Raw genomic sequence first — 24,676 nt, forward strand, 5'->3', positions numbered from 1 at the left:
TCCCGGTAGACCTAGCGCGGGTTTGCCGCGCGACAGCCCGTCAGTTCATCGCCGCGCTCAGGCCCTTGCGTGTTTCGGTCGTCGCCATCTGGTCATGCAGCATCTGGAACTGCTCTCGCGCGACCTGCCGCTGGCCGGAGTTGAGATAGGCGTAGGCGCGCATCACGGCCAGATCGCGGCGGATCGAGCCTGTCAGCTTTTCAAGCGCGTTCAGATAGTTGATCGACTCCTCGAACCGATCCAGCTGGAACGCACGCACGCCACGCTGGTCCAGGATCGCGCCTTCGACCTGCACGCGTTGGGTCTGCGTCAGGTTCGTCGATGCAGCCAGCCGCGCGGCGTCTTCCGTCATCCAGTTGGCCAGCAGGGCCAGCGTCATGCCGAAGCGCGCGTCGCGCTGCACGGTCGCCCCCAAAGGCGCGGTCGAGGCGACGCGGAATGCGGCCAGCGCCTCCAGCGTGCGGTCCTTGTTGTAGGCGCACCACGCGCGCTCATACAGGATATCGATGGAGCGCGGGTTGGTAGAGCGGGCAAGGCAGCTGGCCCAGTCACCGATCTTGGCAGCGGCGCGCACCGAATCGACCCGTCCATCGCCCTTGGCGGGCAGTTTGCCAGCAGGAACGGGTTGCGACGGTTGCGTGGCTTGCGTCGTCTGCGCCGGAGCGGGCGTTTGGGCGGGAGCCGCGGGAACCGCGGGCTTCTGCGCCGCCGGAGCGGGGGCTTCGGCAGTCTGCTTCTGCGGCGCGCCGCCGCCCAGCAAGCGACGCTCGACCACATCGATCGAGGGCGTCAGCGCGGGACGAGAGCGGCGCGCGTGATCGGCAAGCTCGGACAGTTGCTCGGGGCTGGCGATCTCATTCGACTTTTCCAAAGTGGCCACGACGACAGAGCTGTCGGTGCAGGACCCCAGAACCCCGCGATAGGTATTCAAAGCACCGTTCGTATCACCCGCTTTGCGCTGCATGACGGCCAGTTGCCACGCGTTGTTCACACGGTCGCAGCGCAGGATCTGCGGGGTCTTGCGCACCACGTTGATCGCAGTCCCCGCATCGCCCGCAGACACGGCGGCGTCGAAGTTCTGTTGCGCCTCGCCCAGCGACAGCAGACGCACCATCTCGGTCGGCGGCTCCCAGTTGGGATGGACGCCACGCAGGTGATCCAGTCGCCCGCGTGCGGCGGTGAAGTTGCCGATCTCGATCAGCTTCCAGATGCGGTTGGCGTCTTCGCCCGGACCAGAGGGCGCGCTGGTAACTTGCTTCAACTCTTCCAAGCTCGCTGGCGGCACCCAGTCGGGATGAAGCGCGCGCAAGCGGCGCATCTCGGCCTGTGCCGAGCGCTGGTCGCCTTGCTCCAGATAGTAGCGCAGGGCGCGCAATTCGCCCGCCGCCAGTTCTTCAGCGCGCGCGACTTCAGCCAGCGCGAGGATGCCGAAGATCCCGATCAGGACCGCGTTGCGCACCAGCCGCCATGTAAGACGGGCGGCATCGCGTGGGCTGGACAGGGGCGCGAAACTCATAGGGGGAAACATTCGGGCGTAACCTCGATCTGGGCGAGAAACGCGAACAGGTGCAGCGTTCCGGGGTAGTAGGTCTGTTCGGGATCGAAAGGCGGCATCGCCGATCCGGGCTGGTTCTGGACCATGCAGGCAGCCAGCGATGACACGGCGCGGTAGCCCGGCTCTGTCGAAGTCTCCAGCACGGCGCCGGTCTTGTAATCCACGACAGTCGCAGCCAGTTCACCGGACAGTTCGCGCGCGGTCTCAGGCCGGAACGCCGTGGTCAGGGCGGGGTGCTCGGGCTTGCGTGACCAGATCATCCACAGCGGCACGCGCAGCGCCTCGTATCCAGAGTTGGCCGAGAATTGCTCGGACCGGCTTAGCCCGCTTTCCGTCACCTCGACCCAGTCGGGCACCGGCCCCATTCGGGCCAGTTCGGCCAACAACACGTCACCGTTGGCAGCTGCGGTGACCAGACGCGGCGCGCCGTAAGCCTTGCCCAGATCCTCCATCGCGCGAAGCATGTAGTACGATGGATTGATCACGTATCCGGTTTCCAACTCGAACCCGAAGGCCCCCGGCAGGAACAGGAACGCGCCCGTGTGGCCGGGGAAATCCACCACGCATTTCGCTTCCAGATCACGGGTGATCGCCTCTGCGCGGGAATGCCACTCCGGCCGATCGAAGCGGACCGCGGCGCGCATCAGCGCCCATGCGTAGAAAAGATCGCCGTCGCTGGCGTTGTTGGAATCAGCGACCGGGTTCGGTGCATCCGGTGCCCAGCGCCACGCCAGCAGTGCATCGGGGCGCACGGCCAGGTTCTCTTCGGTCCAGCGGAACATCGCCTCGAACGCGGGCTGATCGCCCATCCGTTCAGCCAGCGTCATGCCGTAGCCCTGCCCTTCGGAGTGGCTGACAAGTCCCTGAAGGCGGTCAATCACGCGGCCCGATTCGTCGAGATGCGCGTCTTTCCACGCCTCCCACGCGGCGGCGACAGGGTGGGCCGCGCCCTCGTCTGCCCAGCCACGCGCGGCGGCGGTCTGCGCGGCGAGTGGAGTTGCGGCCAAGAGGGCCAAGACCGAGCGGCGGTTCATCACTTCTCTCCTCGGGTCATCACAACAAGGCGCAGCGCGACCATCGCGGCCAGAAGCGCCAGGAAAAACAGCAGTGCGGTAAACGCCACCGGCGACCACGAGGCATAGTTGCCCATGACTTGCCGCGCGTTGCGTAACGTCAGCGGCTCGCGCAACACGGGCAGACGACGGCTGTCGGCCCACGACCGCCACAGCCCGTCGTCACCCAGAACGGAAAGCTGACCGTGCGGGCCACCAATCGTGCGGCGCGCTGCAGAGATAGAGGCCGCCACTTCGGTCAGGGGCACATCGCGCCCAAGGATCAGGTGGATCGAGCGGGGATCGCTGTCGTCCAGTTGCACCAGGACGGCGCGCCCGGATTGACGGTCCAGCCAGGCTTTCGCCTCGGCGTCGGCGTCGGGCAAAATCCGATCCCGAATGCTGCCAATGCGGTTGCGCAGCCCATCGGCGCGCGCGCCCCAGCCCGACACGATGCTGCCAAGGAACGGCTTTGGGTCCAGCGCGACACCCGGCGGCGCACCGAACAGGTCCTCGGGCAGTTCACCTATCTTGTCGACAGACGGCATGGCCAATGGAGCGATTTCGGGCGCACGAGAGACGACCTGCGCAATGGCGTCGGGCGCAAGATCATAATCTCCCATCGGGAGCCCGGTGACCTGATCGGCGGTCACCGCGGTCAGGCGGCTGGCGTAGGTCGACGGCTCGCCCAGCGTGGCCACGACCGTCATACGGTCGGCGGCGGGCAGGCTGTCCAGCGGTGCGCCATTCAGCGTGATATTGCCACCGCGCAGCGCGTAGACCGGCAGACGCAGCCCGTTCAGCCGCAACTTGGGCGACGGGGGAACGGTCAGGGTCGAGGTTCCCCTGATTTCCAGCTTCGGGAACCGGGCCTCTGGACAGGCCATGTCTTCGGACGCGCCTGGGATCAACGCTTCGAACTGCAGCAGATTCGGGCCTTCCTTCAGAAGGTTGGCGTAAAACTTGATCGGGAACTGCTCGATCAACTCGCCACCGTCTTCCACCAGCGGCAGAAGGCGCACCGTCTCGCCGTTGATGCGGATCAGCAGCATCGACTTTTCGGGCAGACCGCGTGCGTAGATGTAATCCAGGTGCAGGATCGCCTTCTGCGCCGTCAAAACCAGCCAATCGCGCGGCAGGGTGAACACTTGGTCGCGACGGAAGTAGTGGCTGACCGTCCGGGTGGTGCCCATACCGATGCTGTCCAGCGTCACTGGCTCTCCGGCGGCCATGCGCGTGCGGGGGTCGATGCCCTTTTGCACGGCGTCGGCATCCCGCGCGAAGGCGGCGGTGGACACGTCGCTGAGCGCTCCATCCAGCAGAGCTTTCGCGGCGGCAGCGTCGATACCGTCAGGCGGCACGGCGATCACCAGCACAAGCGCGCCATCGCCGCCACGGCGATACTCTGCCCCAGCAGGCCCAAGCGTCGGGATCAGCGTGATCCGTGCCATACGCGGCGGCAGCTTCGAGCGGTCCAGCGTGGCGGCGGGCGCCATGCCCCACGGAGGGCTGTCCTCATACGTCAGAACCCGTCCGCGCAGAAGTTCGGTGAAGGCGCGCGCCAATCCGTCCAGCATCGGCTGCGCCTTGGGCGACAGTCCTTCTGGATCGCGCAGGGCGATGGACAGGCCCGAACCGGCATCATGCGCCATACCGGCCAGAAAATCGACGGCACCGGGATCCAGCGGACGGGATTCCAGAACCGCGCCGGAACGTGTCAGATCAATGTCCGTCCACAGATCGAAGGCCGCTTCCGGTCCGCAGAACAGGCGGTGCGTCTGCTCCAGCCGGATCTTCACCTCGTTGGTGCCGGGCCGCCAGATGTCACCGGGGACGGGGAACAGTTCTTCGGCTTCGGGGTCGAAATTGCCCAGCGGCGCAGAGCCGATCACCCGGTCGTTGACCGTGATTTCCATGATCGAGCGTTCGGGCAACACGTCGACGCCCGACATATGCAGGATGCGCAGATTACCGGGCACCGCTTCGCGCGGCAGGAAAATAGAGAAGGTGGCGTAGGGGTTTTCGCCCTGAAGCCGCAGGGTCCGGCCCGGATTGGCGCCGGCACGATGCGACAGCAGCGGCGCGATGTCGGGGCCGCGCTCATCGACGGTTACATCCGCTGAACGCTGGCGAGACAGACGCGCCAGGCCCGATTGCATCGCAACTTCTGGGTCGGCTTCAGTCAGCGGATCGACGGTGTCGTCGGACGGCGCGGTGAAGGATGGGATCATGATGATCGCGTCCTCGCCCGACTGCGCGTGTGCCGTCGCGACGGCACACAGCCCCACGACCAGAGACATCAGGAACAGACGCATCAGCGATCACCCCCTGCCCGCATGGGTTCTGGCGGCAGGACGAAGGTGTCATCATCGCCAGAGGGCTTGCGCGCGGCGGTCGGCAGCGACGTGACGGATGCGGGCGTGCCAGCCCCACCGCGTTGCACAGGATCGACGTAGCCATCGAAGGCGGATACATGCACCGGAGCATCGGCGGCGATACCCGGCTTCGCCTCGCCTTCTGCCACGCGACGCCGACGGGCGGGTTCGGCGGCCAGCGCCTTCGCGGTCAGAACCATGCCACGCGCGGACAGCTTGAGCATGTAGGCCATGCCGCTGATCAAACCCATTTCCTTGAAGTAGCCTTGCCGGATGGCGTCCCAGCGCGCGGATTTGCCGTAGATCATGTGGCCCACCGTTTCGGCGACGATCCAGGGTTGATCTTCCGACATCTCGACACCGATCTCGATGGCATTGCCGTTGCGGCGGCTCCAACAAACGGTGCCCTTGATCGGGTGCGACAGCGACGGCGCGTCTTCCAGCAATGGACGAAAGGCGATCGGTGCGCCCTCGACGACCTGACCGGGCAGAATCTCGTTCGACACAGGGACGATAAGGCGAACGCCAGAGATTGAGGCGTCAGAGACCTGCGCACGGAGCAACCGTTCGGGATGGCCTGCAAGAGCGACATCGGCAGGCTCGTCCACCGTCACACGCGGCGCACCGCGGCGCTGCTGTTTTTCGTGGATAACCTGAAGCGCGGCACCGACCAGAACGAAGTTGAACACCGCCCAACCGCCGACAAGTTGCAGAACCTCACGGTCGCCGGGGAACATGACATAGCGGATACCGGCCATAAGCACGCCGGCACCCAGAAGCGCGAACAGCCACAGAAGCGGCCCGGCGATGGGCGACACGAACTCCTGGTCCAGCGTCTCGTCCTTTGCCGTGACGTTGAACTTCGCGCCACGCGGCTTGAGGAACGTCTTACCGATGGCGCGTACCAAATAGGGCGATTGCGCGGTCTCATAGAGCTCTGACATCAGGGGCCAGCGCGTCTTGTTGAATAGTGCGTTCTGCACGACGAAAGCGGTCACGACGTAGGTGACCATGTAGGCGATCACTTCCGTGTAGGTCGCAACGAAGATTTCCAGGCCGAAGAACAGGTACAGCAGCGGGGCCAGCATGAAGATCATGCGGATCACCGGGAAGAACCAGAAACTCATCGAGTTGATATAGCAAAGCCTCTGCGTGACCCCGAGGCCCTTGCGCATCAGGGGGTTCTTCAGCAGCAGCATCTGCATCATGCCTGCTGCCCAACGCCCGCGCTGTTCAATGAAGGACACGAAGGATTCAGGCTGCAGACCCGCGATCATGGCGCGGTTGACGTAGAGCGACTTCCAACCAGTCGCGTGAATATCCAGCGCGGTTTCCGCATCCTCGGTGATCGTCTCGCCCGAAAAGCCGCCGACCGAATCCAGCGCCTCGCGACGTATCAACGCAGCAGACCCGCAGAAGAACGTGCCGTCCCAACGGTCAAGGCCACGGTGAACGTGGCCATAGAACATCTCATTCTCGGGTGGGCAGTGATCGACAAGGCCGATGTTGCGATTGATCGGGTCGGGATTCAGGAAGAAGTGCGGGGTCTGGACAAGGAACAGGTCGTCGCGCTCGACGAAGTACCCTGCGGTGCGCGCCAGGAAGTCGCGCGTCGGCACGTGGTCTGCGTCGAACACCGCGACCAGATCACCGTCCAGACGATCCAAAGCGGCCGTCATGTTGCCGGCCTTGGCGTGCTCGTTGCGGGCACGGGTGGAGTAGATGCAGCCCAGATCGGCGCAAAGTTTTTTCAGCTCGACACGCCGCGCGGCGGATTGTTCTGCCTTCACGGGATCGTCGGAATTGATGCGCTCGTCGGTGCCGCCATCGTCGCACAGAACGACCCGAAGCTTGTCCTTGGGGTAGTGCATGTTCTTTGCGGCAGCCAGCGTGACGGCCAGCATCGACGCAGGTTCGTTATACGACGGCACCAGAACATCGACCGTCGGCAGATCGCGGGTGGCCACCGTTGGTGGCGCGGGGCGCGTGACCGGATCGGCGGTCATGAAACAGGTCAGGAAGAAGATGAAGATCGTGTAGGTCTCTGTCGCCAGCAACAGGATCGCAGCGGTCATCGACACCGGCGAGTCCCAACCCGGCAGCGTTTCCGTCACGCGCCAGATCCAGTAGCGCAGCACCATGGTGATCGCCGTCGCCAGCATGATGAAGCGCAGTGGGGCGACTTCGGAAAACGGCCGCAGCGATACAACCAGCATCACGCCTGTCACACCCAGAAGCGCCTGCGCCCAGACCGAGATCGGCACAGCGGCAAGGATCACGATGACCATGAACAAGACCAGCCACATGGCCAGCCACATCCCCTGAAACAGCGGGATCTGGCGACTGCGGTTGATCGCGATCAAGCTCATCGTACGGCCGCTCCCGGTGCTGCAAAGGGCGACTGCGTATGCAGCGGGGCCTGCCCGCCGTCCGCCGTGACACCGACCGCGCGACCCAGTGCGGCGGCTTTGATCGGTTCCAGCGCCTGCATCTGATCGCCGGGAACGCAATTGCGCAGCATGACGTCCACCGCGTCCGCGCCGTTGGGCAACATCCGCGACGAGCCCGCAATCGGCCGAATCGCCAGCACACAGGTCACACCCGGCCCCATCGCCTTCGACAGGAAGAAATATGGACCAAGCGCGTCTTCGGCGATCTGCATCTGGCCGTGCTTGGCGGTTTCGAACGGGGCCGGCAGGCCGCCGGATTCAGACAAGAAGGTTTCCAGCTTCAATCGTCCACGCGACCGGCCTTGCGCCTTGCGGGTGCGCAGAAGCATCAGGTTGTCGCCATCCATTGTGGTCTGGTTTGGCAGCGCGATCCTCTGCTCCTGCACGTGACCCAGATCACGCTCCAGCGTCAGAAGCCCCCCCGGCACATAAAGCCAGGCGCGGCCCGCAGGCATCATGCGATACTGCGTTGTCTCGATACGCTCAGAGCGGGTGGAGGTTGAGGACAGTTCCAACTGTCCGCAGGCCACAAGCACCACGCACAGCGTCAGTCCAAGCACACCCCTCGCGTGACGGCGCAATTCGGCTAAAGCCTGCATACCTGCTCGGTCCCCAATACCATGCCCTGGCAGTTCCGACAGGGAACCGCGCTTCAGTCTGGAGGGACGACACCGCTTGCCCGTTCTGTGACGGATCAGGCGACGACTGCTCGTTCCTCTTCGTTGTGTCCGAGTGCCCTTCAGAAAGGCCCCGACGTCGGATCTTCGCCCGACATTGGCCTTAACCTAGCCGCACTTGCAGCAACCTGGCGAGAGATTTGTGCGCTTACATCATGCCGCGTGTCTTTCGAACCACGCCGCGCAAGGCGCACACAAGATAAGGGGCGCCGAAGGGCGCCCCGATCAAGCTATAGAAATGACGTTTCGTTAGCGATCGTCTTCGTCCTTGTCGGCATCGTCTTCCGGCAGGTTGAAGAAGCTGTCCGCGTCGCTGACGTCGCGGTCATCTTTCTCTTCCAACTCCTCGCCGGTGTCAGACAGGGTGAAGCTTTCCAGCCCAGAGATCGCGGACGGCATCTTGGGATCGGTCTCACCGGCAAGGCTTTGCTCGGTCGACACCAGCTTGCGCCGCTCGTCATCGGTCATCACGCCACCTTCGCGCGCCTTCTTGGCGGCGGCTTTCTGAACCGCAAGGTCAAGCTCGGACTGCTTGCACAGGCCCAGCGCGACCGGGTCCACCGGCTCCAGGTTGTTGATGTTCCAATGCGTGCGCTCGCGGATCGCCTGGATCGTCGGCTTGGTGGTGCCGACAAGCTTGCTGATCTGAGAGTCTGCCAATTCGGGGTGGAACTTCACCAGCCACAGGATCGATGCCGGCCGGTCCTGACGCTTGGACAGCGGCGTATAACGCGGACCGCGGCGCTTTTCCTCGCCCACGGCGGCCTTGTTGAACTTCAGCTTCAACTTGTGCGTCGGGCTTTTCTCGGCGGCGTCGATCTCGTCCTGCGTCAGCTGGTTGTTGGCGATGGGGTCAAACCCCTTCACACCGGCAGCCACGTCGCCGTCAGCGATGCCCTGCACTTCAAGCTCGTGCAGACCGCAGAAATCGGCGACCTGTTTGAAGGTCAGTGTCGTGTTATCCACCAGCCAGACGGCCGTGGCCTTCGCCATGATCGGTTTATCGCTCATCCGTCCATACTCCTTAGCGTCAAGCAAACCTGTCCCGTGGCCCGGCTTCGGGCCGACCCGGAGGGTCCGGGCCAAGTTCGCATTGTGGGGGAACTCGATGCAGATATAGTCGCGACGGTCCCGTGATGGAAGTCGAAATGCTCAAACGCCTTGCCCTGCTGCTATCCCTTACCTTGCCCGGCACGGCCCCTGCCGATACCGCCGGAGAGTTCGATTACTACGTTCTGGCCCTGTCATGGTCGCCGACGTGGTGCGCTTTGGAAGGCGACGCGCGGGACGCACCGCAGTGCGACCGTGCCCTGGGATGGGTGATGCACGGCCTTTGGCCGCAGTATGATCGCGGCTATCCAGAGTATTGCACCCTGCCCGTACGCGATCCGTCCCGCCGCGAAACGGCGGCAATGTCCGACATCATGGGCGATGGCGGATCGGCGTGGTACCAGTGGAAGAAGCACGGTCGCTGTGCCGGACTAGAGGCGCAGGATTACTTTGCGCTGGCCCGTGAAGCGTTCGAGTCCGTCACCCGACCAGAGGTACTGCGAAAGCTGGACGCGCCCGTGAAAGTGCCCGCGAAAGTCATCGAAGAGGCGTTCCTGGCCGAAAACCCATACCTATTCCCCGACGCGATCACGATCACCTGCAAGAACCGCCGCATCCAAGAGGCTCGCATCTGCCTGTCGCGCGATGACCTGGGCCCCGTGCGCTGCGGCGCGGACGTGATCCACGATTGCACGCAACAGGACGCGTTGTTGGACCCGGTAGACTAGGCCGCCAGTCGGATCCCGCCCCGCACCAGCCCCATCAGTTCGCCGAAGTAGCCTTGGCTGCGGGCGGGCTGATTGGGGTCTGACGTGATCGCCATGACCATGCGCGGCCCGACCGCGATGACCTGCCCACCGTAGCCGCGCGCAACGGCGAAATCCGCGCCGCGTTCTTCGCCCAAAAACCAGCCATAGCCGTAGCCAAGGCCCGACCAAGGGGATCGGGTGCGCGGCTGGGTGGCTTCTGCGATCCAATCGCCCGACAGTACCCGCGTGCCATCCCACGTGCCGCCCGTCCGATGCATCTCTCCAAAGCGCAGCATGGCGTCGATCGTCATGCCCATCTGGTTGCCGCCAAGGTAGCGGCCCTGCGGATCGGTGACCCACGACGGGATCTCTATCCCCAGCGGCGCACCCAGCCGGTCGCGCATCTGCGACAGCAGCGACTGGCCCGTCACCTCTGCCAGCACAGCGCCAAGAACGTGCGTCGAGCCCGTGGAATACAACATCCGACCGCCCGGCTGATCCACCATCTCGCGCCCCAGTGCGTTCGCAACCCAGTTGCCGCTGGCGATCCAGCGGCCGTAGTTGCCGCCGCTCGTCCGGTCGAGGCCCGCCCGCATGGAGGCAAGGTGGCCTACCGTGATGTCAGCCACCACTGGGTCGGCATCGTTCGGGATCAGGCCGGGCGTGAGATCGCCCAGCGTCGCATCGAGCGACGGCACCTCTCCCCGGTCCAGCGCCGCGCCAAGGCAGGCGGCAACCCAGGTCTTCGACACGGATTTGACGTTGACGATTTCTCCCAGACCCGGTCCGCGCACGCGGCGGCGCAACACCTCTTCACCGTCGCGCCAGACGGCGATGGCATGCAGTTGATCGAAGCCCGCCGCGCGATCGGCAAGTGCTGTCCATCTATCGGTTTGCGCGAACACCGGCGCAGCGCAGGCTGCGGCACCGGATGCGACAACGAATCGACGGGTCAGAATCGGCATGAGCAAGCTCCGGGTTCGGGCAAAGGCCCGGCTATTCGCCCGCGACCTCCAGCATGATCTTTCCGATATGGTCCGAGGATTCCATCCGGGCATGGGCCTTCGCGGCATCGTGAAGCGGAAAGGTCTGATCCATGACCGGGCCCACGCGTCCCTCAACGATCAACGGCCAGACGTTTTCGCGCAGCGCGTCCGCGATGGCGGCCTTCGCGTTGTCGGACTGCGGGCGCAGGGTCGATCCGGTGATCGTCAGGCGTTTCACCATGACCTGCGCGAAGTTCAGCTCTGCCTTCATGCCGCCAAGGAAGGCGATCATCACCAGCCGTCCGTCGGGCTTCAGCAGCTTCACGTTCTTGGCGATGTAGTCGCCCCCGACCATATCCAGCACCACATCCGCGCCGCCTGCATCTTTCGTCACCGCCACGAAATCCTCTTCGCGGTAGTTGATGGCGCGTTCGGCCCCGAGGTCTTCGCAGGCCTTGCACTTCTCCGGCGTGCCAGCGGTCGTGAAGACCCGCGCGCCGAATGCCTTGGCCAGTTGGATCACGGTTGTGCCAATCCCGCTGGAGCCACCATGCACCAGCAATGTCTCACCACCCTGCAAGCGGCCCCGGTCGAACACGTTGGTCCAGACGGTGAAGTAGGTTTCCGGCAGCGCTGCCGCCTGCTTCATCGAAAGCCCCTGCGGCACGGGCAAACAGTGCGCGGCGGGGGTGCAGACATATTCAGCATAACCGCCCCCCGGCAGCAGCGCGCACACGCGGTCGCCCACCGAAAGGCCCGCGCCTTGCCCCACGGCAACGACTTCGCCCGAGCACTCCAACCCCGGCAGGTCAGACGCGCCCGGTGGCGGATCGTAGGCCCCCGCGCGCTGCAGCGCATCGGGCCGGTTCACCCCGGCGTAGGCCACTCTGATAATAACCTCTCCCGCGCCCGGCTGCGGCACATCGCGGGTGGTCTCGCGCAGAACCTCCGGGCCGCCAGCCTCAGTGATCTCGACAGCACGCATGGTGTCAGGCAGGGTCATCGACCGCCTCCGAAGCTACCGGGAAAACCCGCACGCGCGTCCTTCGGCGGCTTCATCTTCGACATCAGCCAGTTCGGCCCGGCCATTACCGCGCGCCCCAACGGGTTGCTGTTGATCGCCGACTTCACCTTTTCGATCCGCATCACGTCGTCGATGCGGCGGTCGATGAAGGCGCGGGTGTCTTGATGGTCCAGACTGTCGTCGCCCAACCAATACAAGACCACCGACGCGTAAACGCCCGACAGGGTCGCCCGCTTGGAATACCAGTTGCCGTCGGTCGAGCTGTCGCCCAGCGCCGTCCAGATCGTATCTGCCGTCTGCCACAACGCCCGCGCCCCATCCGCGGCGTGCATCGGCAGGGCGAACAGCGTGGTGCCCCGGCGGACGGCTTCCTTGTCCACCGAATCAAGGCGCAGCCAGACAGCCCGTGCGACCTTCTCGGAGTAGCGCAGAGCATCCATGTCCTCTTCCGCGATCCGCTCGACCATCCGCGCATCGCCTTGACGGTGGAAAGCCAGTGCCAGATCGACGGCGCCGCGCGGGAACAGCGAACGCGCCTCGACCAGCGGCACGTCTGCGTCTTCGGCGGCGCGACGCAGTGTCTCATCGCTCCAGCCATCGAAGGGGACGTGCATCAGCGCGGCGTCAAGGATACGGGCGGCGGGATCGGTCATGGCAAGCTCCTACGGCGGTTCTGACTGGACAAACTAGCGAGCAGACTGTAGATAGCCACTTCCTGCAGTTCCGAAACTCCAGACTAGAAAGGTGGTGAAAACCACATGCAGGTCAGTGTTCGTGACAACAATGTCGATCAGGCGCTTCGCGCCCTGAAGAAGAAACTGCAGCGTGAAGGCGTCTTTCGCGAGATGAAACTCAAGCAGCATTTCGAAAAGCCCTCTGAGAAGAAGGCACGCGAAAAGGCCGAGGCCATCCGCCGGCAGCGTAAGCTTGCCCGTAAAAAGGCCCAGCGCGAAGGCATGATGTAATCATCGCTTTCGATTGATTTGGATGACCCCCGACGCCCCGCGTTCGGGGGTTTTTCTTTGCTGGGGGCCGAATCGCCACAATGGCACCCCACCTTGCCCTTACCGCCCCCAACGCCTACTTCGGCGCGCGGCGAATAGCGGGGCGGACATGGATCATTTTCTCTACCGGGACGGGCGGCTGATGGCCGAGGATGTCGATCTGGCGCAGATCGCGCAGGAGGTCGGCACGCCCTGCTACGTTTATTCCGCCGCAACGCTGACCCGCCACTATCAGGTCTTCGAGGACGCGCTGGCGGGTATGGATCACCTGATCTGCTTTGCGATGAAGTCCCTGTCGAACGTCGCGGTCCTGAAACTGCTGGGTGATCTGGGCGCCGGCATGGACGTGGTGTCTGGCGGCGAATACGCCCGCGCCCGCGCCGCCGGTGTGCCGGGCGAGCGGATCGTGTTTTCCGGCGTTGGCAAGACCGCCGAAGAGATGGCGCTGGCGCTGGACGGCGGCGTTCGCCAGTTCAACGTGGAAAGCGAGCCGGAGCTGCGATTGCTGTCCGAAGTCGCCGCCGGGATGGGGGCCACTGCCCCGATCACCCTGCGCGTGAACCCTGACGTGGACGCACAGACGCATGAGAAGATCGCCACAGGACGCAAGACCGACAAGTTCGGCGTACCGATCGACCGCGCCCGCGACATATACGCGCTGGCGGCGTCCCTACCGGGGATCGAGGTTATCGGGATCGACGTTCACATCGGCTCTCAGCTGACCTCTTTGGAGCCGTTCGAGCAGGCCTATCTGCGGGTGGCCGACCTGACGCACCAATTGCGCGCCGAGGGCCACACCATCAAGCGGCTGGATCTGGGCGGCGGGCTTGGCATCCCCTACGCGCGGGACAACAACGCCCCGCCCCTGCCCGCCGATCTTGGCGCGCTGATCAAGCGGACCGTCGGCGATCTGGGCTGCGAGATCGAAATCGAGCCGGGACGCCTGATTTCCGGCAACGCAGGCGTGCTTTTGTCGAAAGTGCTGTATCTGAAAGAGGAATCGGATCACCGTTGGCTGATCCTTGATGCCGCGATGAACGATCTGGTCCGCCCTGCAATGTATGGCGCGCACCATGATATCGTGCCGCTGGTCGAGCCTGCCGCCGGGTCCGAGATGACGCCCGTCGACGTTGTCGGCCCCGTGTGCGAATCGGGTGACACCTTCGCCAAGGCGCGCACCCTGCCGCCCCTGAAGGCGGGCGATGTGGTCGCATTCCGCTCTGCCGGGGCCTACGCCGCCGTGATGGCCAGCGAATACAACTCGCGCCCGTTGGTGCCGGAGGTTCTGGTCAGCGGCGATCACCATGCCGTCATCCGCGCCCGACCGACGATTGACGATATGCTGGCACGCGATACGATCCCTGAATGGCTCTGACGCGGTATCCTTCGCATTGGGCCCCCTAAGCGCCCGGCAAAGGTCCATGACCCCGAAACGCCCACTTCCCGACGCCGCCCGCAAGGGCCTTATCCGACCGCTTCGGCTGACGCGGCTGGGCATGACGTCCGAACGCGCGGTGCGGGCGTTCTGGCCCGTGTGGACGATCCTGATCGGCGTGCTGGCCCTGCTGATGCTGGGCGCGCAGGACGTGGCCCCGTTGGAACTGGTCTGGGTCGCCGCGGTCCTGTCGGTTCTTGGCCTTCTGGTCTTCACCGTCCTTGGCCTGCGCCGCTTCCGCCCCGCGTCCGAGGCAGAGGCGCTCGCACGCCTGGATGCCACCCTGCCCGGCCGCCCCATCGCAGCGCTGACGGATGAGCAGGCCATCGGCTCGGGCGATGCCGCCAGCCGCGCGATCTGGGATGCCCACGTCATCCGCATGGCCGACCGCATCCGCGCCGCACGCGCCGTCCAGCCCGATCTGAAGGTTTCATCACAAGACCCCTTCGCCCTGCGCTACGCCGCTCTACTGGCGCTGGCCGTTGCGCTGATCTTCGGCTCGACCGCGCGGATCGGCAGTGTGACCGGCATGGCCCCCGGCGCGGGTCAGGCCCTTGCCAGCGGTCCGTCGTGGGAAGGCTGGATAGAGCCGCCCGCCTACACCGATCTGCCGTCGCTTTACCTGTCGGACCTGCCAGACAGCACAATTCCCGTGCCCGAAGGCGCCCGCGTGACGATTCGCGTCTACGGCGAAGTCGGCGCGCTGACCGTCACCGAAAGCGTGTCGAACGCCCCGGATGAGACGTTGGTCGCGCTAAGCACCGAAAGCGCGTTCGACGTGGTACGCGACGGGCAGATCCGCATTGACGGTCCGGGCGGGCGCGTCTGGGACATCGCGCTGATCCCCGACGACACGCCCCGTGTGCGTGTCCGCGACGCCCCCGAGCGCGCCGCGGGCGGAGAGTTCCGGCAGACCTTCAGCGCCAATGACGACTACGGTGTCGTGTCGGGTCAGGCGAGCGTGACGCTCGATATGGACCGGATCGATCGCCGCTACGGGCTGGCCGCCGACCCCGACGACCGCGATCCGCTTGTCGTCGATCTTCCTTTGCCGATCTCTGGCGATCGCTCAGAGTTCGAGGGCACTCTGGTCGAGACTTTTTCCCAGCACCCGTGGGCCAATCTGCCCGTGAAGATCACCTACGAAGTGACGGATGAGCGCGGCCAGACCGGGCGCGATCTGCCGTTCGAGACTGAATTGATGGGCCAGCGATTCTTCGATCCGCTGGCGCAGGCCGTGATTGAACAGCGCCGCGCGCTTTTGTGGTCGCGCAGCAACGCGCGGCAGGTGGCGCAGCTTCTGCGCGCCGTGTCGTGGCAGCCCGCCGATGTCTTCTCGTCCGAAACGCTGTATCTGCGTTTGCGCACGACTGTACGGCGGCTGGAAGCCGGACTGGACGTGACGCCGCTTAGCATCGAAAGGCAGGACGAGATCGCTGCCGAGCTTTGGGCGATCGCGGAAGAGCTGGAGTTCGGCGATCTGGCCGACGCCCGCGAACGCCTGCAGCGCGCGCAGGAGCGGCTGGCCGAAGCGATGGAGAATGGCGCCGACGAGGCCGAGATCGCCGAGCTGATGCAGGAACTGCGCGAGGCGATGAACGACTACATCCAGCAACTTGCCCGCGAGGGTCAGCAACAGGATGGCGAAGACCAGCCGCAGGGCGAAACCCAGCAGATGTCGGGCGACCAGTTGCAAGAGATGCTCGACGAGATCCAGCGCCTGATGGAAGAAGGCCGCATGGCCGAAGCGCAGCGCCTGATGGAGCAGCTTCAGCAGATGCTGGAGAACATGCGCGTCACCCAAGGACAGCAGGGTCAGGGCGAAGGCCAAGAGGCCATGGAAGGCCTGCAAGAGACATTGCGCGACCAGCAGAAACTGTCCGACGACAGCTTCGGAGAGATGCAGGACGGGCAGCAGCAGGGTCAGCAAGGTCAACAGGGGCAACAGCCCGGTGAAGGCCAGCAACCCGGCGAAGGTCAGGGCCAGCAGCAAGGGCAACAACAGGGGCAAGGTCAAGGACAAGGGCAAGGTCAGCAGCAGGGCCAAGGTGGCCCCCAAAGCCTGGCCGACCGCCAGCAGTCCTTGCGCGACGAATTGGGCCGCCAGCGCGGCAACCTGCCCGGCGCGGGCACCGAAGCCGGTGACGCGGCCCGCGACGCTCTGGACGACGCCGAACGCGCCATGGAAGGCGCGGAGGACGCACTGCGCGAGGGCGACACACCCCGCGCACTCGACCGGCAGGCCGACGCCATGGAAGCCTTGCGCGAAGGCATGCGCAATCTGGGCGAGGCCATGGCGCAGGAACAGCAGCAGGGTCAGGGCCAATCGCAGGCGCAAGGCGATCCAAGCGGCGAATCGCGCGATCCGCTGGGTCGTGAAGCCGGTGAAAGCGGTCAGATGGGCAGCAACGAGCAGATGCTGGGCGATGACGACGTGCGCCGTCGGGCCGAGGAACTACTGGGCGAAATCCGCCGCCGCTCTGGTGAGCAAGACCGTCCAGAAGCGGAACGCGACTACCTGAACAGATTGCTCGATCGGTTCTAGGGCCGCGCGCCGCCAGGTTAGTCGAACGTCCCGATCGCGCGTCCCACCAACATGAACGCCCGCGCCGAGCGGGTGTCGCCCAGCCGCGACAGTTCCGTATCGGTCATGCGCGGCTCGACGCGCGTGACGAGTTGATCGAAGATCCGCAGGAAATGCAGCGCGGTGTCGCGAAAGATCGGATCGGACCGCAGGCGGTCAGACACGGTGGCAACGGCCTCGGGTACGCGAATGCCACCGATATCACGCACAGCCGCGCCTCGTTCACCCCGCGCAAACCGACGCCATGTTTCGGGCCGGGCACGCTCGGGAGCTAGATCATCCATGTACAGCCCGTCATGGCTGAGCAGCGTCAGAACGTCTTGCGCAGCGGTCACGATCGGCTTCATCGCCGGATCCGTCAGCGCGCGCTTCAGGGCGCGAAAGCCGTCCTTATCCTCTGCATCGGCGGGAAAGTTCAGCGCCAAGACCAAGTCCGCAGTCGAGACCGGCGCAGGCATGTCTGCAGACGGCTCGGCCAATTTCAAAGCCGATTGCCCGTGTGACGGCGGCGCAGGCTGGGCCACAGCCGGACGCTGGGCAGAGGTCTTCGCGGCGTCCGACAGTTTCGCCATCTCGCGCCGCAAGGCCGCATGGTCGCGTGCCAACGCCGCAGTGGCTTGAGCTTGCCGATACAGGCCCCAGATCAACGCCACGGGGCCGAACACCGCCACGGGCAGCATCAGGATCAGCAGCGGCGCCAGATTCGTGCGCGTGACACCCGCCGCGAAGACGATCCACACCGCCAGTCCCAACCACAGAACCGTTCCGATCCAGGCCAGCGCCGTCGGTGGGCGCGCTATCGACTGATGATGTTCCAAACGCCTAGCGATATTCGACGGACAGGATTTCGTAGGACCGCTGGCCACCGGGCGTGCGCACCTCGACCGAATCGCCTTCGTCCTTGCCGATCAGGGCACGGGCAAGCGGGGACTTCAGGTTCAGTTTGCCGTTCTCCAGATTGGCCTCTGGCTCGCCGACGATCTGATAAACCTTCTCTTCGTCGGTGTCCTCATCGACCAGCGTGACCAATGCGCCGAACTTCACGGAACCGGACAGCTTCGAGGTGTCGATCACATCCGCGCGGGACAGGATGCCCTCGATTTCCTTGATGCGGCCTTCGATGAAGGACTGCTTCTCCTTCGCCGAATGATATTCGGCGTTCTCTGACAGGTCGCCATGCTCGCGCGCTTCGGAAATCGCGCGGATGATTTCTGGCCGGTCCTTGGATTTCAGACGCTTCAGCTCTTCATTGAGCGTCGTCTGGCCATGGCGCGTCAGCGGTATCTTATCCATTTTTTCTCAACCTCTCTGCCCAGAGGGGGCCACAATCGTAGGGTATTCAATCTTTCAAGGATCATGACACCCCAGTGCTCTGACAGAAAGCAGCGATTGGAAGGCGATCAAGGCGATGCGCGAATTTTTTCTCTTCACCGTGATCTATTCCGGCGTTGCCATCGTCTTCGCGACCGTCGCCGGCATGCATCCGGGCCTTGCGGCACAGATCACTACGCTGCGGCTGATGACGGCGGTGCGGATGGTACTGCCGGTCGCCATTCTGGCGGCGCCTCTGATCGCGGGGCTGTGGTGGTTCGGCAAGCGCGGGCTACTGGTACAGGTGCGTGACGCCGCGCTGGCTTTGGGCGCGACGGCGGTTCTGATGGCCAGTTTCATGACGCTGAAGGCCGCGATGCCGGGCGTCCTGCCCTATTTCGCCGACCCGCTGCTCGCCGATCTGGACGCCGCCCTGCACCTGGGCACGGATCCGTGGAGCCTGACCCACGCGGTCGCGGGTAGCTTGCCGGCCGAAACGGTCGATCTGATCTACGTGAAAGCGTGGTCGTTGATCGTTCTGGGCCTGCCCATAGCGCTGGCGCTGGACCCGGATGCGGCGCGGCAGCGCGTGTTCCTGACGCTGTATCTGTCGGCCTGGGTCATCTGCGGCAACGTGATGGCGCTTGCAGGCTTGTCCGGCGGGCCGGTTTACTATGCAGGGCTGACCGGCGTTGACCGCTTCGCAGACCTGCACGGCGCACTGGCTTCCAGCGGTATCGCCGACAGCTTCGTCGGATCGATCCAGGCGTCACTGTGGAGCGCGTATGAAAAGGGCGATTACGCACTTGCCGCCGGTATATCGGCCTTCCCATCAGTTCATGTGGCCGTTGCCTGCGTTTCGGCACTGTATCTACAGGCCCGTTTGCGCACCGCAGCCTCGGTGGGCTGGGCGTTCCTTGGTGCGATCCTCTTCCTGTCGGTTCACACCGGCTACCACTACGCCATCGACGGCTATGCCTCGATCATCGTGATCTGCACGATACTTGCGGTTTTGCGCCGTCGTGCGACGATTGGCGAAGGGCAAAGCGCCCCCGCGTAACGTCCCGTTGCGATTGACCCTTGCATCCCGGCCCCCGATATTGACGGTCAGCACTCGAAATGCCTGACCCAAGGGGATCCAGATGACCGATACGGCGCGCGAAGCCATGGAATACGATGTCGTGATCGTCGGAGCGGGGCCGTCCGGCCTGTCCGCCGCGATCCGTTTGAAGCAGCTGGACCCCGAACGCTCGGTCGTGGTGCTGGAAAAGGGATCGGAAGTCGGTGCGCATATCCTGTCGGGCGCAGTGCTGGACCCGGTGGGTCTAAACGCGCTGATTCCCGACTGGAAAGACAAGGGCGCACCGCTGAACACCCCCGTGAAGTCCGACAAGTTCTTCTACCTGGGCGAGTCCGGCAAGGTATCGGTCCCCACCAAGCTGATGCCGCCGCTGATGAACAACCACGGCAACTACATCGTCTCCATGGGCAACGTCTGCCGTTGGCTGGCCGAACAGGCCGAAGAGCTGGGCGTCGAGATCTTCCCCGGTATGGCCTGCTCTGAATTGGTCTACGACGAGGCGGGCAACGTGAAGGGCGTCGTCGCCGGTGAGTTCGGCATCTCGCCCGACGGCACCAAGGGCGACGGGTATGAGCCGGGCATGGAGCTTCACGGCAAGTATGTGATGCTGGGCGAAGGCGTGCGCGGATCTCTGTCCAAGCAGGTTATCGAGAAGTTCGATCTGGCCACCGACAGCGATGTGCAGAAGTACGGCCTTGGCATGAAAGAGCTGTGGGAGGTCGATCCCGAAAAGCACCGCGAAGGCGCGGTTGTTCACACAATGGGCTGGCCTCTGGGCAATTCTGCTGGTGGTGGCTCGTTTATTTACCACCTAGAGAACAATCAGGTTTACGTGGGCTTCGTGGTCCACCTTGGCTATGCCAACCCCCACGTGAACCCCTACCTCGCGTTTCAACAGTTCAAGCACCATCCTTACGTCAAAGAGTTGCTTCAGGGCGCCAAGCGCGTCAGCTACGGCGCGCGTGCGATCACCGAAGGCGGCTGGCAGTCTCTGCCCAAGACCGCCTTCCCCGGCGGCGTGCTGCTGGGCTGTGCGGCGGGCATGGTCAACGTCCCGCGCATCAAGGGCAACCACAACGCAATGCTGTCCGGCAAGTCTGCCGCCGAGGCCGCGCATCAGGCGATCGAGGCCGGGCGTCAGTCCGACGTTCTGGAAAGCTACGACCGCGACGTGCGCGAAGGCCCCATCGGCAAGGACCTCAAGCCCGTGCGCAACGTGAAGCCCATGTGGTCGAAGTACGGTCTACAGGCTTCCTTGGCGCTGGGTGGTCTGGATATGTGGACCAACACGCTTGGCTTTTCGCTGTTCGGCACGATGAAGCACGGCAAGACGGATGCAGAGGCGACCGAACCTGCGGACAAGCACAAGGTCATCGACTACCCCAAGCCCGACGGCAAACTGTCTTTCGACCGGCTGACCAACGTGTCCTTCGCCAACACCAACCATGACGAGAACCAGCCCGCGCACCTTAAGCTGAAGGATGCGGACGTGCCTGTGCAGGTCAACCTGCCGAAATATGCGGGCCTGTCCCAACGCTACTGCCCGGCGGGCGTCTACGAGTTCGTGAAGGACGACAAGTCGGGCGAGGATCGCTTCGTCATCAACTTCCAGAACTGCGTCCACTGCAAGACCTGCGACATTAAGGATCCCAGCCAGAACATCGTCTGGACCACGCCGCAGGGTGGTGACGGGCCGAACTACCCGAACATGTGACGAAACGGGGCGGCACATCGTTGCCGCCCCCGATTGCCCTTTGGCGGGGCGCAAACTACCCTTCTGTCCGTCTGACCCATGAAGGACCGCGCATGATCCGCCCTCTGCTGTTGGCTGCCAGCCTCGTCGCCGCCCTTCCCGCATACGCCCGAGAGAACGCAGGGGCCTATCTTGCGGGCCGCGCTGCGCAGATCGAGAACGATTTCGAAGCGACCAGCCGCTACCTGGCGGAAGCCCTGCAAGACGACAGTCTGAACCCGATGATGATGGAGACGCTCGTGGGCGCCTACATCTCCTTGCTGGAGATGGACGCCGCAGAGGACGTCGCAACCGATCTGACGCAGGCGGAAGTGCAAAGCCAGATCGCCGCGCTCGCCCTGTTCGCCGTGCCTGCAAAGGCGCGGAACTGGGCGGACATCCTCAACGAATTCGACGCAGGGCTCACCGTCGCGCCCCTGTTCGACGGCGTGGTCCGCGCCTTTGCGCTCTTGGGCGATGGTCGCGTGGAAGAGGCTTTGGCACAGTTGCAGGCCGTGCAGAACGCCCCCGGCACCCGCGCCTTCGGCGTCTATTACAGCGCCCTCGCCTTGGCCCAGCTTGGCCGTTTCGATGAAGCCGCGACCCTGCTCGACGAAGAAGATGAATTGCGGCTGACCCGCCGCGGTGTGCGCGCTCAGGCAGAGATCCTGTCGAACGTCGGCCGTAACGACGATGCGCGCGCCGTGCTGCTGGAAGAGACAAGTGGCAACCTGGATGAAACGCTGAACGCTATCGCGGCGCGTCTGGATGCCGGAGAGACCTTGCCGCTGACCATCGCCCCCGATCCGCAGGCCGCCATCGCCGAAATCGCCTTCGATATCGCCAACACAATTGTCGGCGAAACCGCTCCCAGCTACGCGCTGCTCTACACCCGCATCGCCGAATACCTGCGCCCCGGCCATCCAGAGGCGAGCCTTCTGTCCGCGCTGCTACTGGAAGACATGCAACAGTACGATCTGGCCATCGAAACCTATGGCCGCGTTCCCACCGATGATGTGACCTACGTGACCGCCCAGCTTGGCCGCGCCGAAGTCATGCGCGAAGCGGGCCGGGCAGAGGCCGGGATCGACGCGATTCGCGCTTTGGCGGAAGACTTCCCGAACAACGCCCTGATCCACATCACGCTGGGCGACGCCCTGCGCGAAGACGGCGCCTACGCAGAGGCCGAAGCCGCCTACAACGATGCCGTCGCTCTGTTCGAAGGGGACTCTGCCGCACAGTGGATCGTCTATTTCGCCCGCGCCATCGTGCGCGAACGCCAAGACGACTGGGACGCGGCAGAGGATGATTTCCAGAAGGCGCTGGAACTGTCACCGGGCCGCGCGACCGTGCTGAACTATTTGGGCTACTCGCTGATCGAGCGGCAGGAGCGTTTGGACGAAGCGCTGGTCATGATCCAGGAGGCCGTCGCCGCCGCTCCGAATTCCGGCCCTATTGTCGATAGCCTTGGCTGGGCGTTCTACCGCCTTGGCCGCTACGCGGAAGCCGTCGAACCGATGGAGCGCGCGGTCGAGCTGATGCCCGTGGACCCGGTCGTGAACGATCACTTGGGCGACGTGCTCTGGGCCGTGGGCCGCGAGTTGGAAGCCCGGTTCCAATGGCAGCGTGCGCTGAGCTTTGTCGAAAACGACGAGAATGAAGAGGTCGATCCCGACCGCATCCGCCGCAAGCTGGAGGTCGGGTTGGACGCGGTTCTGGAAGAAGAAGGCGCACCGCCCCTGCGGATGGCCGATGGCGGCTGAGGCCTTCGCGCCCGCCAAGATCAACCTTGCGCTGCATGTGATCGGTCGCCGAGACGATGGCTATCATCTGATGGAGTCGATCGTGGTCTTCGCCGATGTGGGCGATTGGGTCAAAATTCACGCCGCGCCGGACTGGTCGCTGAACATCAATGGGCCCTTCGCCCACGGTCTTTCGACCACCGACAACCTGTGCCTCAGCGCTGCTCGTCTGACCGCAGGGCCACCCGCTGCGCTGACCCTCACGAAGAACCTGCCCGTCGCCTCGGGAATCGGAGGAGGCTCTGCCGACGCTGCTGCCACCCTGCATGCGCTGCGTGCCATGGATGGCCGCGCGCTTCCCGTTGACGTGCTGCACCTTGGCGCTGACGTGCCGGTTTGCTTGGCCGGCAAGCCCGCGCTGATGAAAGGGATCGGAGAGCACCTATCACCATTGCCCCCGCTTCCCGAAGCGCACCTGTGCCTCGTGAACCCCGGCATCGCTGTCTCTACGCCGCAGGTCTTTGCCGCGCTGGACAGTCGCGACAACCCGGCCTTGCCTGCTGTTACAGACTGGCCGGATCTGCCTGCCTTTACCGATTGGCTCCTAGGCACCCGCAACGATCTTGAACGCCCGGCCTGCGCCATTGCACCCGTTATCGGGACGGTACTGGACAGGATTGCCGACACCGTTGGTTGCCGCCTCGCCCGCATGTCCGGCTCGGGTGCAACCTGTTTCGGTCTTTACGCCACAGCCGAAAACGCCAAAAGCGCCGCAGAGAAGATCAAATCGGATTACTCCGACTGGTGGGTCACAGCAGCCGCTATTCGCGCCTGACTCTGCTCTTCTTTGTTTTCAAGAATGCTCAAATCCCGTCGGGCAAGGTCAGCGCAACCGCGCCACGACGTAATCCGCCAGATCCCGCAGCATGTCGCGCAGGGGCGCGTCCGGCAGATCGGCCAGCGCCGCTTTCGCCGTCTCGGCCCAGTCGACGGCTGTCGCACGCGTGCTGTCCAGTGCACCCGTCTCGGCCAGCAACACCGCGGCCCGCTCCAGATCCGCGTCTTTCTGCACGCCCTTGCCGATGGTGCGGGTCCAGAAATCGCGGTCGGACGCCGCCACCGCGCGGATGATCGGCAGGGTCATCTTGCGCTCACGGAAGTCGTCACCAACGCCTTTGCCGGTGCCGTCCATCCAGTCGATCACGTCGTCGGCCATCTGGAACGCGATGCCCAGCGCGTCGCCGTAGGTGTGTAGCGCCTGAACATTGTCCTCTGGCGCGCCCGCAATCACGCCGCCGACTTCCGTCGCCGCAGAGAACAGCGCAGCCGTCTTGCCGCGCACGATCCGCAGGTAGGTGTCTTCGGTCGTGGCAAGATTCGCCATGGCGGTCAGCTGCAGCACCTCGCCCTCGGCGATCGTCGCCGCTGCGTTGGCCAGGATATCCAGCACTCGGATCGAGCCCGTTTCGACCATCAGTTGGAACGATCGCGCGAAAAGGTAGTCGCCCACCAACACGCTGGATTTATTGTCCCACAGCAAATTTGCCGTGGGCCGTCCGCGACGTTCGTTCGATTCATCCACCACGTCGTCGTGCAACAGCGTCGCCGTGTGAATGAACTCTACCGTCGCGGCCAGATGTACGTCGAAGGGGCCGGGGTAGCCCATCAGCCGCGCGCTGGCGAGCGTCAGCATCGGGCGGATGCGCTTGCCGCCGCCGCCCACCAGATGCTGCGTCACCTCTGGAATGCGCGGCGCATTCTCGGACGCCATGCGCGCGCGTATCAGCGCGTCGACCTCGGCCAGCGGTTCGGCCAGCGCTTGCGCCAGGCGTTCGTGCGGTTTGATCTGCTTGTCCATCCGCGCCCCCT

The 24,676-nt window shown here is 64.5% G+C and carries 20 protein-coding genes; 8 read left to right on the plus strand and 12 right to left on the minus strand.

The features are described from left to right. Positions 1-40 precede the first annotated feature (40 nt). The 6 genes from FIU81_RS13630 to FIU81_RS13655 form a co-directional block, all read right to left on the minus strand. Complete coding sequence (locus tag FIU81_RS13630) at positions 41-1,516, minus strand: hypothetical protein (protein WP_124110550.1); 1,476 nt, start codon at positions 1,514-1,516, stop codon at positions 41-43. Further along, positions 1,513-2,589, minus strand: coding sequence for a glycosyl hydrolase family 8 (locus FIU81_RS13635; protein ID WP_124110549.1), 1,077 nt, complete (start codon positions 2,587-2,589; stop codon positions 1,513-1,515). Before FIU81_RS13635 ends, FIU81_RS13630 begins: the two co-directional genes overlap by 4 nt. After that, entirely contained in the window at positions 2,589-4,922 is a 2,334-nt protein-coding gene (locus tag FIU81_RS13640; RefSeq protein WP_124110548.1) for a cellulose biosynthesis cyclic di-GMP-binding regulatory protein BcsB, read from the minus strand. The genes FIU81_RS13635 and FIU81_RS13640 overlap by 1 nt, the downstream gene beginning before the upstream one ends. Next, on the minus strand, positions 4,922-7,351 hold the full coding sequence (gene bcsA / locus FIU81_RS13645) for a UDP-forming cellulose synthase catalytic subunit (RefSeq protein ID WP_124110547.1): 2,430 nt from the start codon (positions 7,349-7,351) through the stop codon (positions 4,922-4,924). The genes FIU81_RS13640 and bcsA overlap by 1 nt, the downstream gene beginning before the upstream one ends. Then, positions 7,348-7,992: a hypothetical protein gene (locus FIU81_RS13650; protein ID WP_124110546.1), complete on the minus strand. Its 645-nt coding sequence runs from the start codon at positions 7,990-7,992 to the stop codon at positions 7,348-7,350. Before FIU81_RS13650 ends, bcsA begins: the two co-directional genes overlap by 4 nt. A gap of 366 nt (positions 7,993-8,358) precedes the next feature. Next, positions 8,359-9,120 carry a DUF1013 domain-containing protein gene (locus FIU81_RS13655; RefSeq protein WP_124110545.1) on the minus strand — a complete coding sequence of 254 codons (762 nt, stop codon included), beginning with the start codon at positions 9,118-9,120 and terminating at the stop codon, positions 8,359-8,361. A gap of 137 nt (positions 9,121-9,257) precedes the next feature. Between FIU81_RS13655 and FIU81_RS13660 the strand changes: the two genes are divergently transcribed. Then, entirely contained in the window at positions 9,258-9,887 is a 630-nt protein-coding gene (locus FIU81_RS13660; RefSeq protein WP_124110544.1) for a ribonuclease T2 family protein, read from the plus strand. On the opposite strand, the gene FIU81_RS13665 is transcribed toward FIU81_RS13660, so the two are convergent. Genes FIU81_RS13665 through FIU81_RS13675 form a run of 3 tightly spaced genes read right to left on the minus strand, consistent with a single transcriptional unit; the run spans position 9,884 to position 12,571 of the window. Then, positions 9,884-10,873: a serine hydrolase domain-containing protein gene (locus tag FIU81_RS13665; protein WP_124110543.1), complete on the minus strand. Its 990-nt coding sequence runs from the start codon at positions 10,871-10,873 to the stop codon at positions 9,884-9,886. The genes FIU81_RS13660 and FIU81_RS13665 overlap by 4 nt on opposite strands. A gap of 31 nt (positions 10,874-10,904) precedes the next feature. Then, positions 10,905-11,891 carry an NAD(P)H-quinone oxidoreductase gene (locus FIU81_RS13670; RefSeq protein ID WP_124110782.1) on the minus strand — a complete coding sequence of 329 codons (987 nt, stop codon included), beginning with the start codon at positions 11,889-11,891 and terminating at the stop codon, positions 10,905-10,907. 2 nt (positions 11,892-11,893) lie between these two features. Continuing rightward, on the minus strand, positions 11,894-12,571 hold the full coding sequence (locus tag FIU81_RS13675; RefSeq protein ID WP_124110542.1) for a COQ9 family protein: 678 nt from the start codon (positions 12,569-12,571) through the stop codon (positions 11,894-11,896). 105 nt (positions 12,572-12,676) lie between these two features. Between FIU81_RS13675 and rpsU the strand changes: the two genes are divergently transcribed. From rpsU to FIU81_RS13690, 3 genes are all read left to right on the plus strand, one after another. Next, complete coding sequence (gene rpsU / locus FIU81_RS13680) at positions 12,677-12,883, plus strand: 30S ribosomal protein S21 (RefSeq protein WP_007426337.1); 207 nt, start codon at positions 12,677-12,679, stop codon at positions 12,881-12,883. A gap of 148 nt (positions 12,884-13,031) precedes the next feature. After that, positions 13,032-14,297 (plus strand): diaminopimelate decarboxylase, encoded by a 1,266-nt coding sequence (gene lysA, locus FIU81_RS13685; protein ID WP_124110541.1) that lies wholly within the window; start codon positions 13,032-13,034, stop codon positions 14,295-14,297. A 46-nt stretch (positions 14,298-14,343) separates the two neighbouring features. Then, positions 14,344-16,902, plus strand: a complete 2,559-nt coding sequence (locus tag FIU81_RS13690; RefSeq protein ID WP_124110540.1) for a TIGR02302 family protein — start codon at positions 14,344-14,346, stop codon at positions 16,900-16,902. Between the two features lie 17 nt (positions 16,903-16,919). On the opposite strand, the gene FIU81_RS13695 is transcribed toward FIU81_RS13690, so the two are convergent. Continuing rightward, entirely contained in the window at positions 16,920-17,759 is an 840-nt protein-coding gene (locus tag FIU81_RS13695) for a hypothetical protein (protein ID WP_124110539.1), read from the minus strand. 4 nt (positions 17,760-17,763) lie between these two features. Beyond that, the gene (gene greA / locus FIU81_RS13700) at positions 17,764-18,234 is read right to left on the minus strand and encodes a transcription elongation factor GreA (RefSeq protein ID WP_124110538.1); all 471 of its coding nucleotides are present in this window, start codon (positions 18,232-18,234) and stop codon (positions 17,764-17,766) included. A gap of 115 nt (positions 18,235-18,349) precedes the next feature. On the opposite strand from greA, the gene FIU81_RS13705 reads away from it, so the two are divergent. From FIU81_RS13705 to FIU81_RS13720, 4 genes are all read left to right on the plus strand, one after another. Continuing rightward, entirely contained in the window at positions 18,350-19,312 is a 963-nt protein-coding gene (locus tag FIU81_RS13705) for a phosphatase PAP2 family protein (RefSeq protein WP_124110537.1), read from the plus strand. Between the two features lie 82 nt (positions 19,313-19,394). After that, positions 19,395-21,047, plus strand: coding sequence for an electron transfer flavoprotein-ubiquinone oxidoreductase (locus FIU81_RS13710; RefSeq protein ID WP_124110536.1), 1,653 nt, complete (start codon positions 19,395-19,397; stop codon positions 21,045-21,047). 92 nt (positions 21,048-21,139) lie between these two features. Continuing rightward, on the plus strand, positions 21,140-22,828 hold the full coding sequence (locus FIU81_RS13715; RefSeq protein WP_124110535.1) for a tetratricopeptide repeat protein: 1,689 nt from the start codon (positions 21,140-21,142) through the stop codon (positions 22,826-22,828). Beyond that, positions 22,818-23,642: a 4-(cytidine 5'-diphospho)-2-C-methyl-D-erythritol kinase gene (locus FIU81_RS13720; RefSeq protein WP_124110534.1), complete on the plus strand. Its 825-nt coding sequence runs from the start codon at positions 22,818-22,820 to the stop codon at positions 23,640-23,642. The genes FIU81_RS13715 and FIU81_RS13720 overlap by 11 nt, the downstream gene beginning before the upstream one ends. Positions 23,643-23,690: 48 nt before the next feature. Here FIU81_RS13720 and FIU81_RS13725 read toward each other — a convergent pair whose 3' ends face one another. After that, a complete protein-coding gene (locus FIU81_RS13725) occupies positions 23,691-24,665 on the minus strand; it encodes a polyprenyl synthetase family protein (RefSeq protein ID WP_124110533.1) in 975 nt (324 codons plus the stop codon). Positions 24,666-24,676 lie beyond the last annotated feature (11 nt).

Source organism: Palleronia sp. THAF1 (assembly GCF_009363795.1).
In the GTDB taxonomy this organism is placed as follows: domain Bacteria; phylum Pseudomonadota; class Alphaproteobacteria; order Rhodobacterales; family Rhodobacteraceae; genus Palleronia.

Coding starts and splice junctions, on each gene's coding strand:
- FIU81_RS13630 (WP_124110550.1), bottom strand. CDS start 1,516: ATGAGTTTCGCGCCCCTGTCCAGCCCACGCGATGCCGCCCGTCTTACA.
- FIU81_RS13635 (WP_124110549.1), bottom strand. CDS start 2,589: ATGAACCGCCGCTCGGTCTTGGCCCTCTTGGCCGCAACTCCACTCGCC.
- FIU81_RS13640 (WP_124110548.1), bottom strand. CDS start 4,922: ATGCGTCTGTTCCTGATGTCTCTGGTCGTGGGGCTGTGTGCCGTCGCG.
- bcsA (WP_124110547.1), bottom strand. CDS start 7,351: ATGAGCTTGATCGCGATCAACCGCAGTCGCCAGATCCCGCTGTTTCAG.
- FIU81_RS13655 (WP_124110545.1), bottom strand. CDS start 9,120: ATGAGCGATAAACCGATCATGGCGAAGGCCACGGCCGTCTGGCTGGTG.
- FIU81_RS13660 (WP_124110544.1), top strand. CDS start 9,258: ATGCTCAAACGCCTTGCCCTGCTGCTATCCCTTACCTTGCCCGGCACG.
- FIU81_RS13665 (WP_124110543.1), bottom strand. CDS start 10,873: ATGCCGATTCTGACCCGTCGATTCGTTGTCGCATCCGGTGCCGCAGCC.
- FIU81_RS13675 (WP_124110542.1), bottom strand. CDS start 12,571: ATGACCGATCCCGCCGCCCGTATCCTTGACGCCGCGCTGATGCACGTC.
- rpsU (WP_007426337.1), top strand. CDS start 12,677: ATGCAGGTCAGTGTTCGTGACAACAATGTCGATCAGGCGCTTCGCGCC.
- lysA (WP_124110541.1), top strand. CDS start 13,032: ATGGATCATTTTCTCTACCGGGACGGGCGGCTGATGGCCGAGGATGTC.
- FIU81_RS13690 (WP_124110540.1), top strand. CDS start 14,344: ATGACCCCGAAACGCCCACTTCCCGACGCCGCCCGCAAGGGCCTTATC.
- greA (WP_124110538.1), bottom strand. CDS start 18,234: ATGGATAAGATACCGCTGACGCGCCATGGCCAGACGACGCTCAATGAA.
- FIU81_RS13705 (WP_124110537.1), top strand. CDS start 18,350: ATGCGCGAATTTTTTCTCTTCACCGTGATCTATTCCGGCGTTGCCATC.
- FIU81_RS13710 (WP_124110536.1), top strand. CDS start 19,395: ATGACCGATACGGCGCGCGAAGCCATGGAATACGATGTCGTGATCGTC.
- FIU81_RS13715 (WP_124110535.1), top strand. CDS start 21,140: ATGATCCGCCCTCTGCTGTTGGCTGCCAGCCTCGTCGCCGCCCTTCCC.
- FIU81_RS13720 (WP_124110534.1), top strand. CDS start 22,818: ATGGCGGCTGAGGCCTTCGCGCCCGCCAAGATCAACCTTGCGCTGCAT.
- FIU81_RS13725 (WP_124110533.1), bottom strand. CDS start 24,665: ATGGACAAGCAGATCAAACCGCACGAACGCCTGGCGCAAGCGCTGGCC.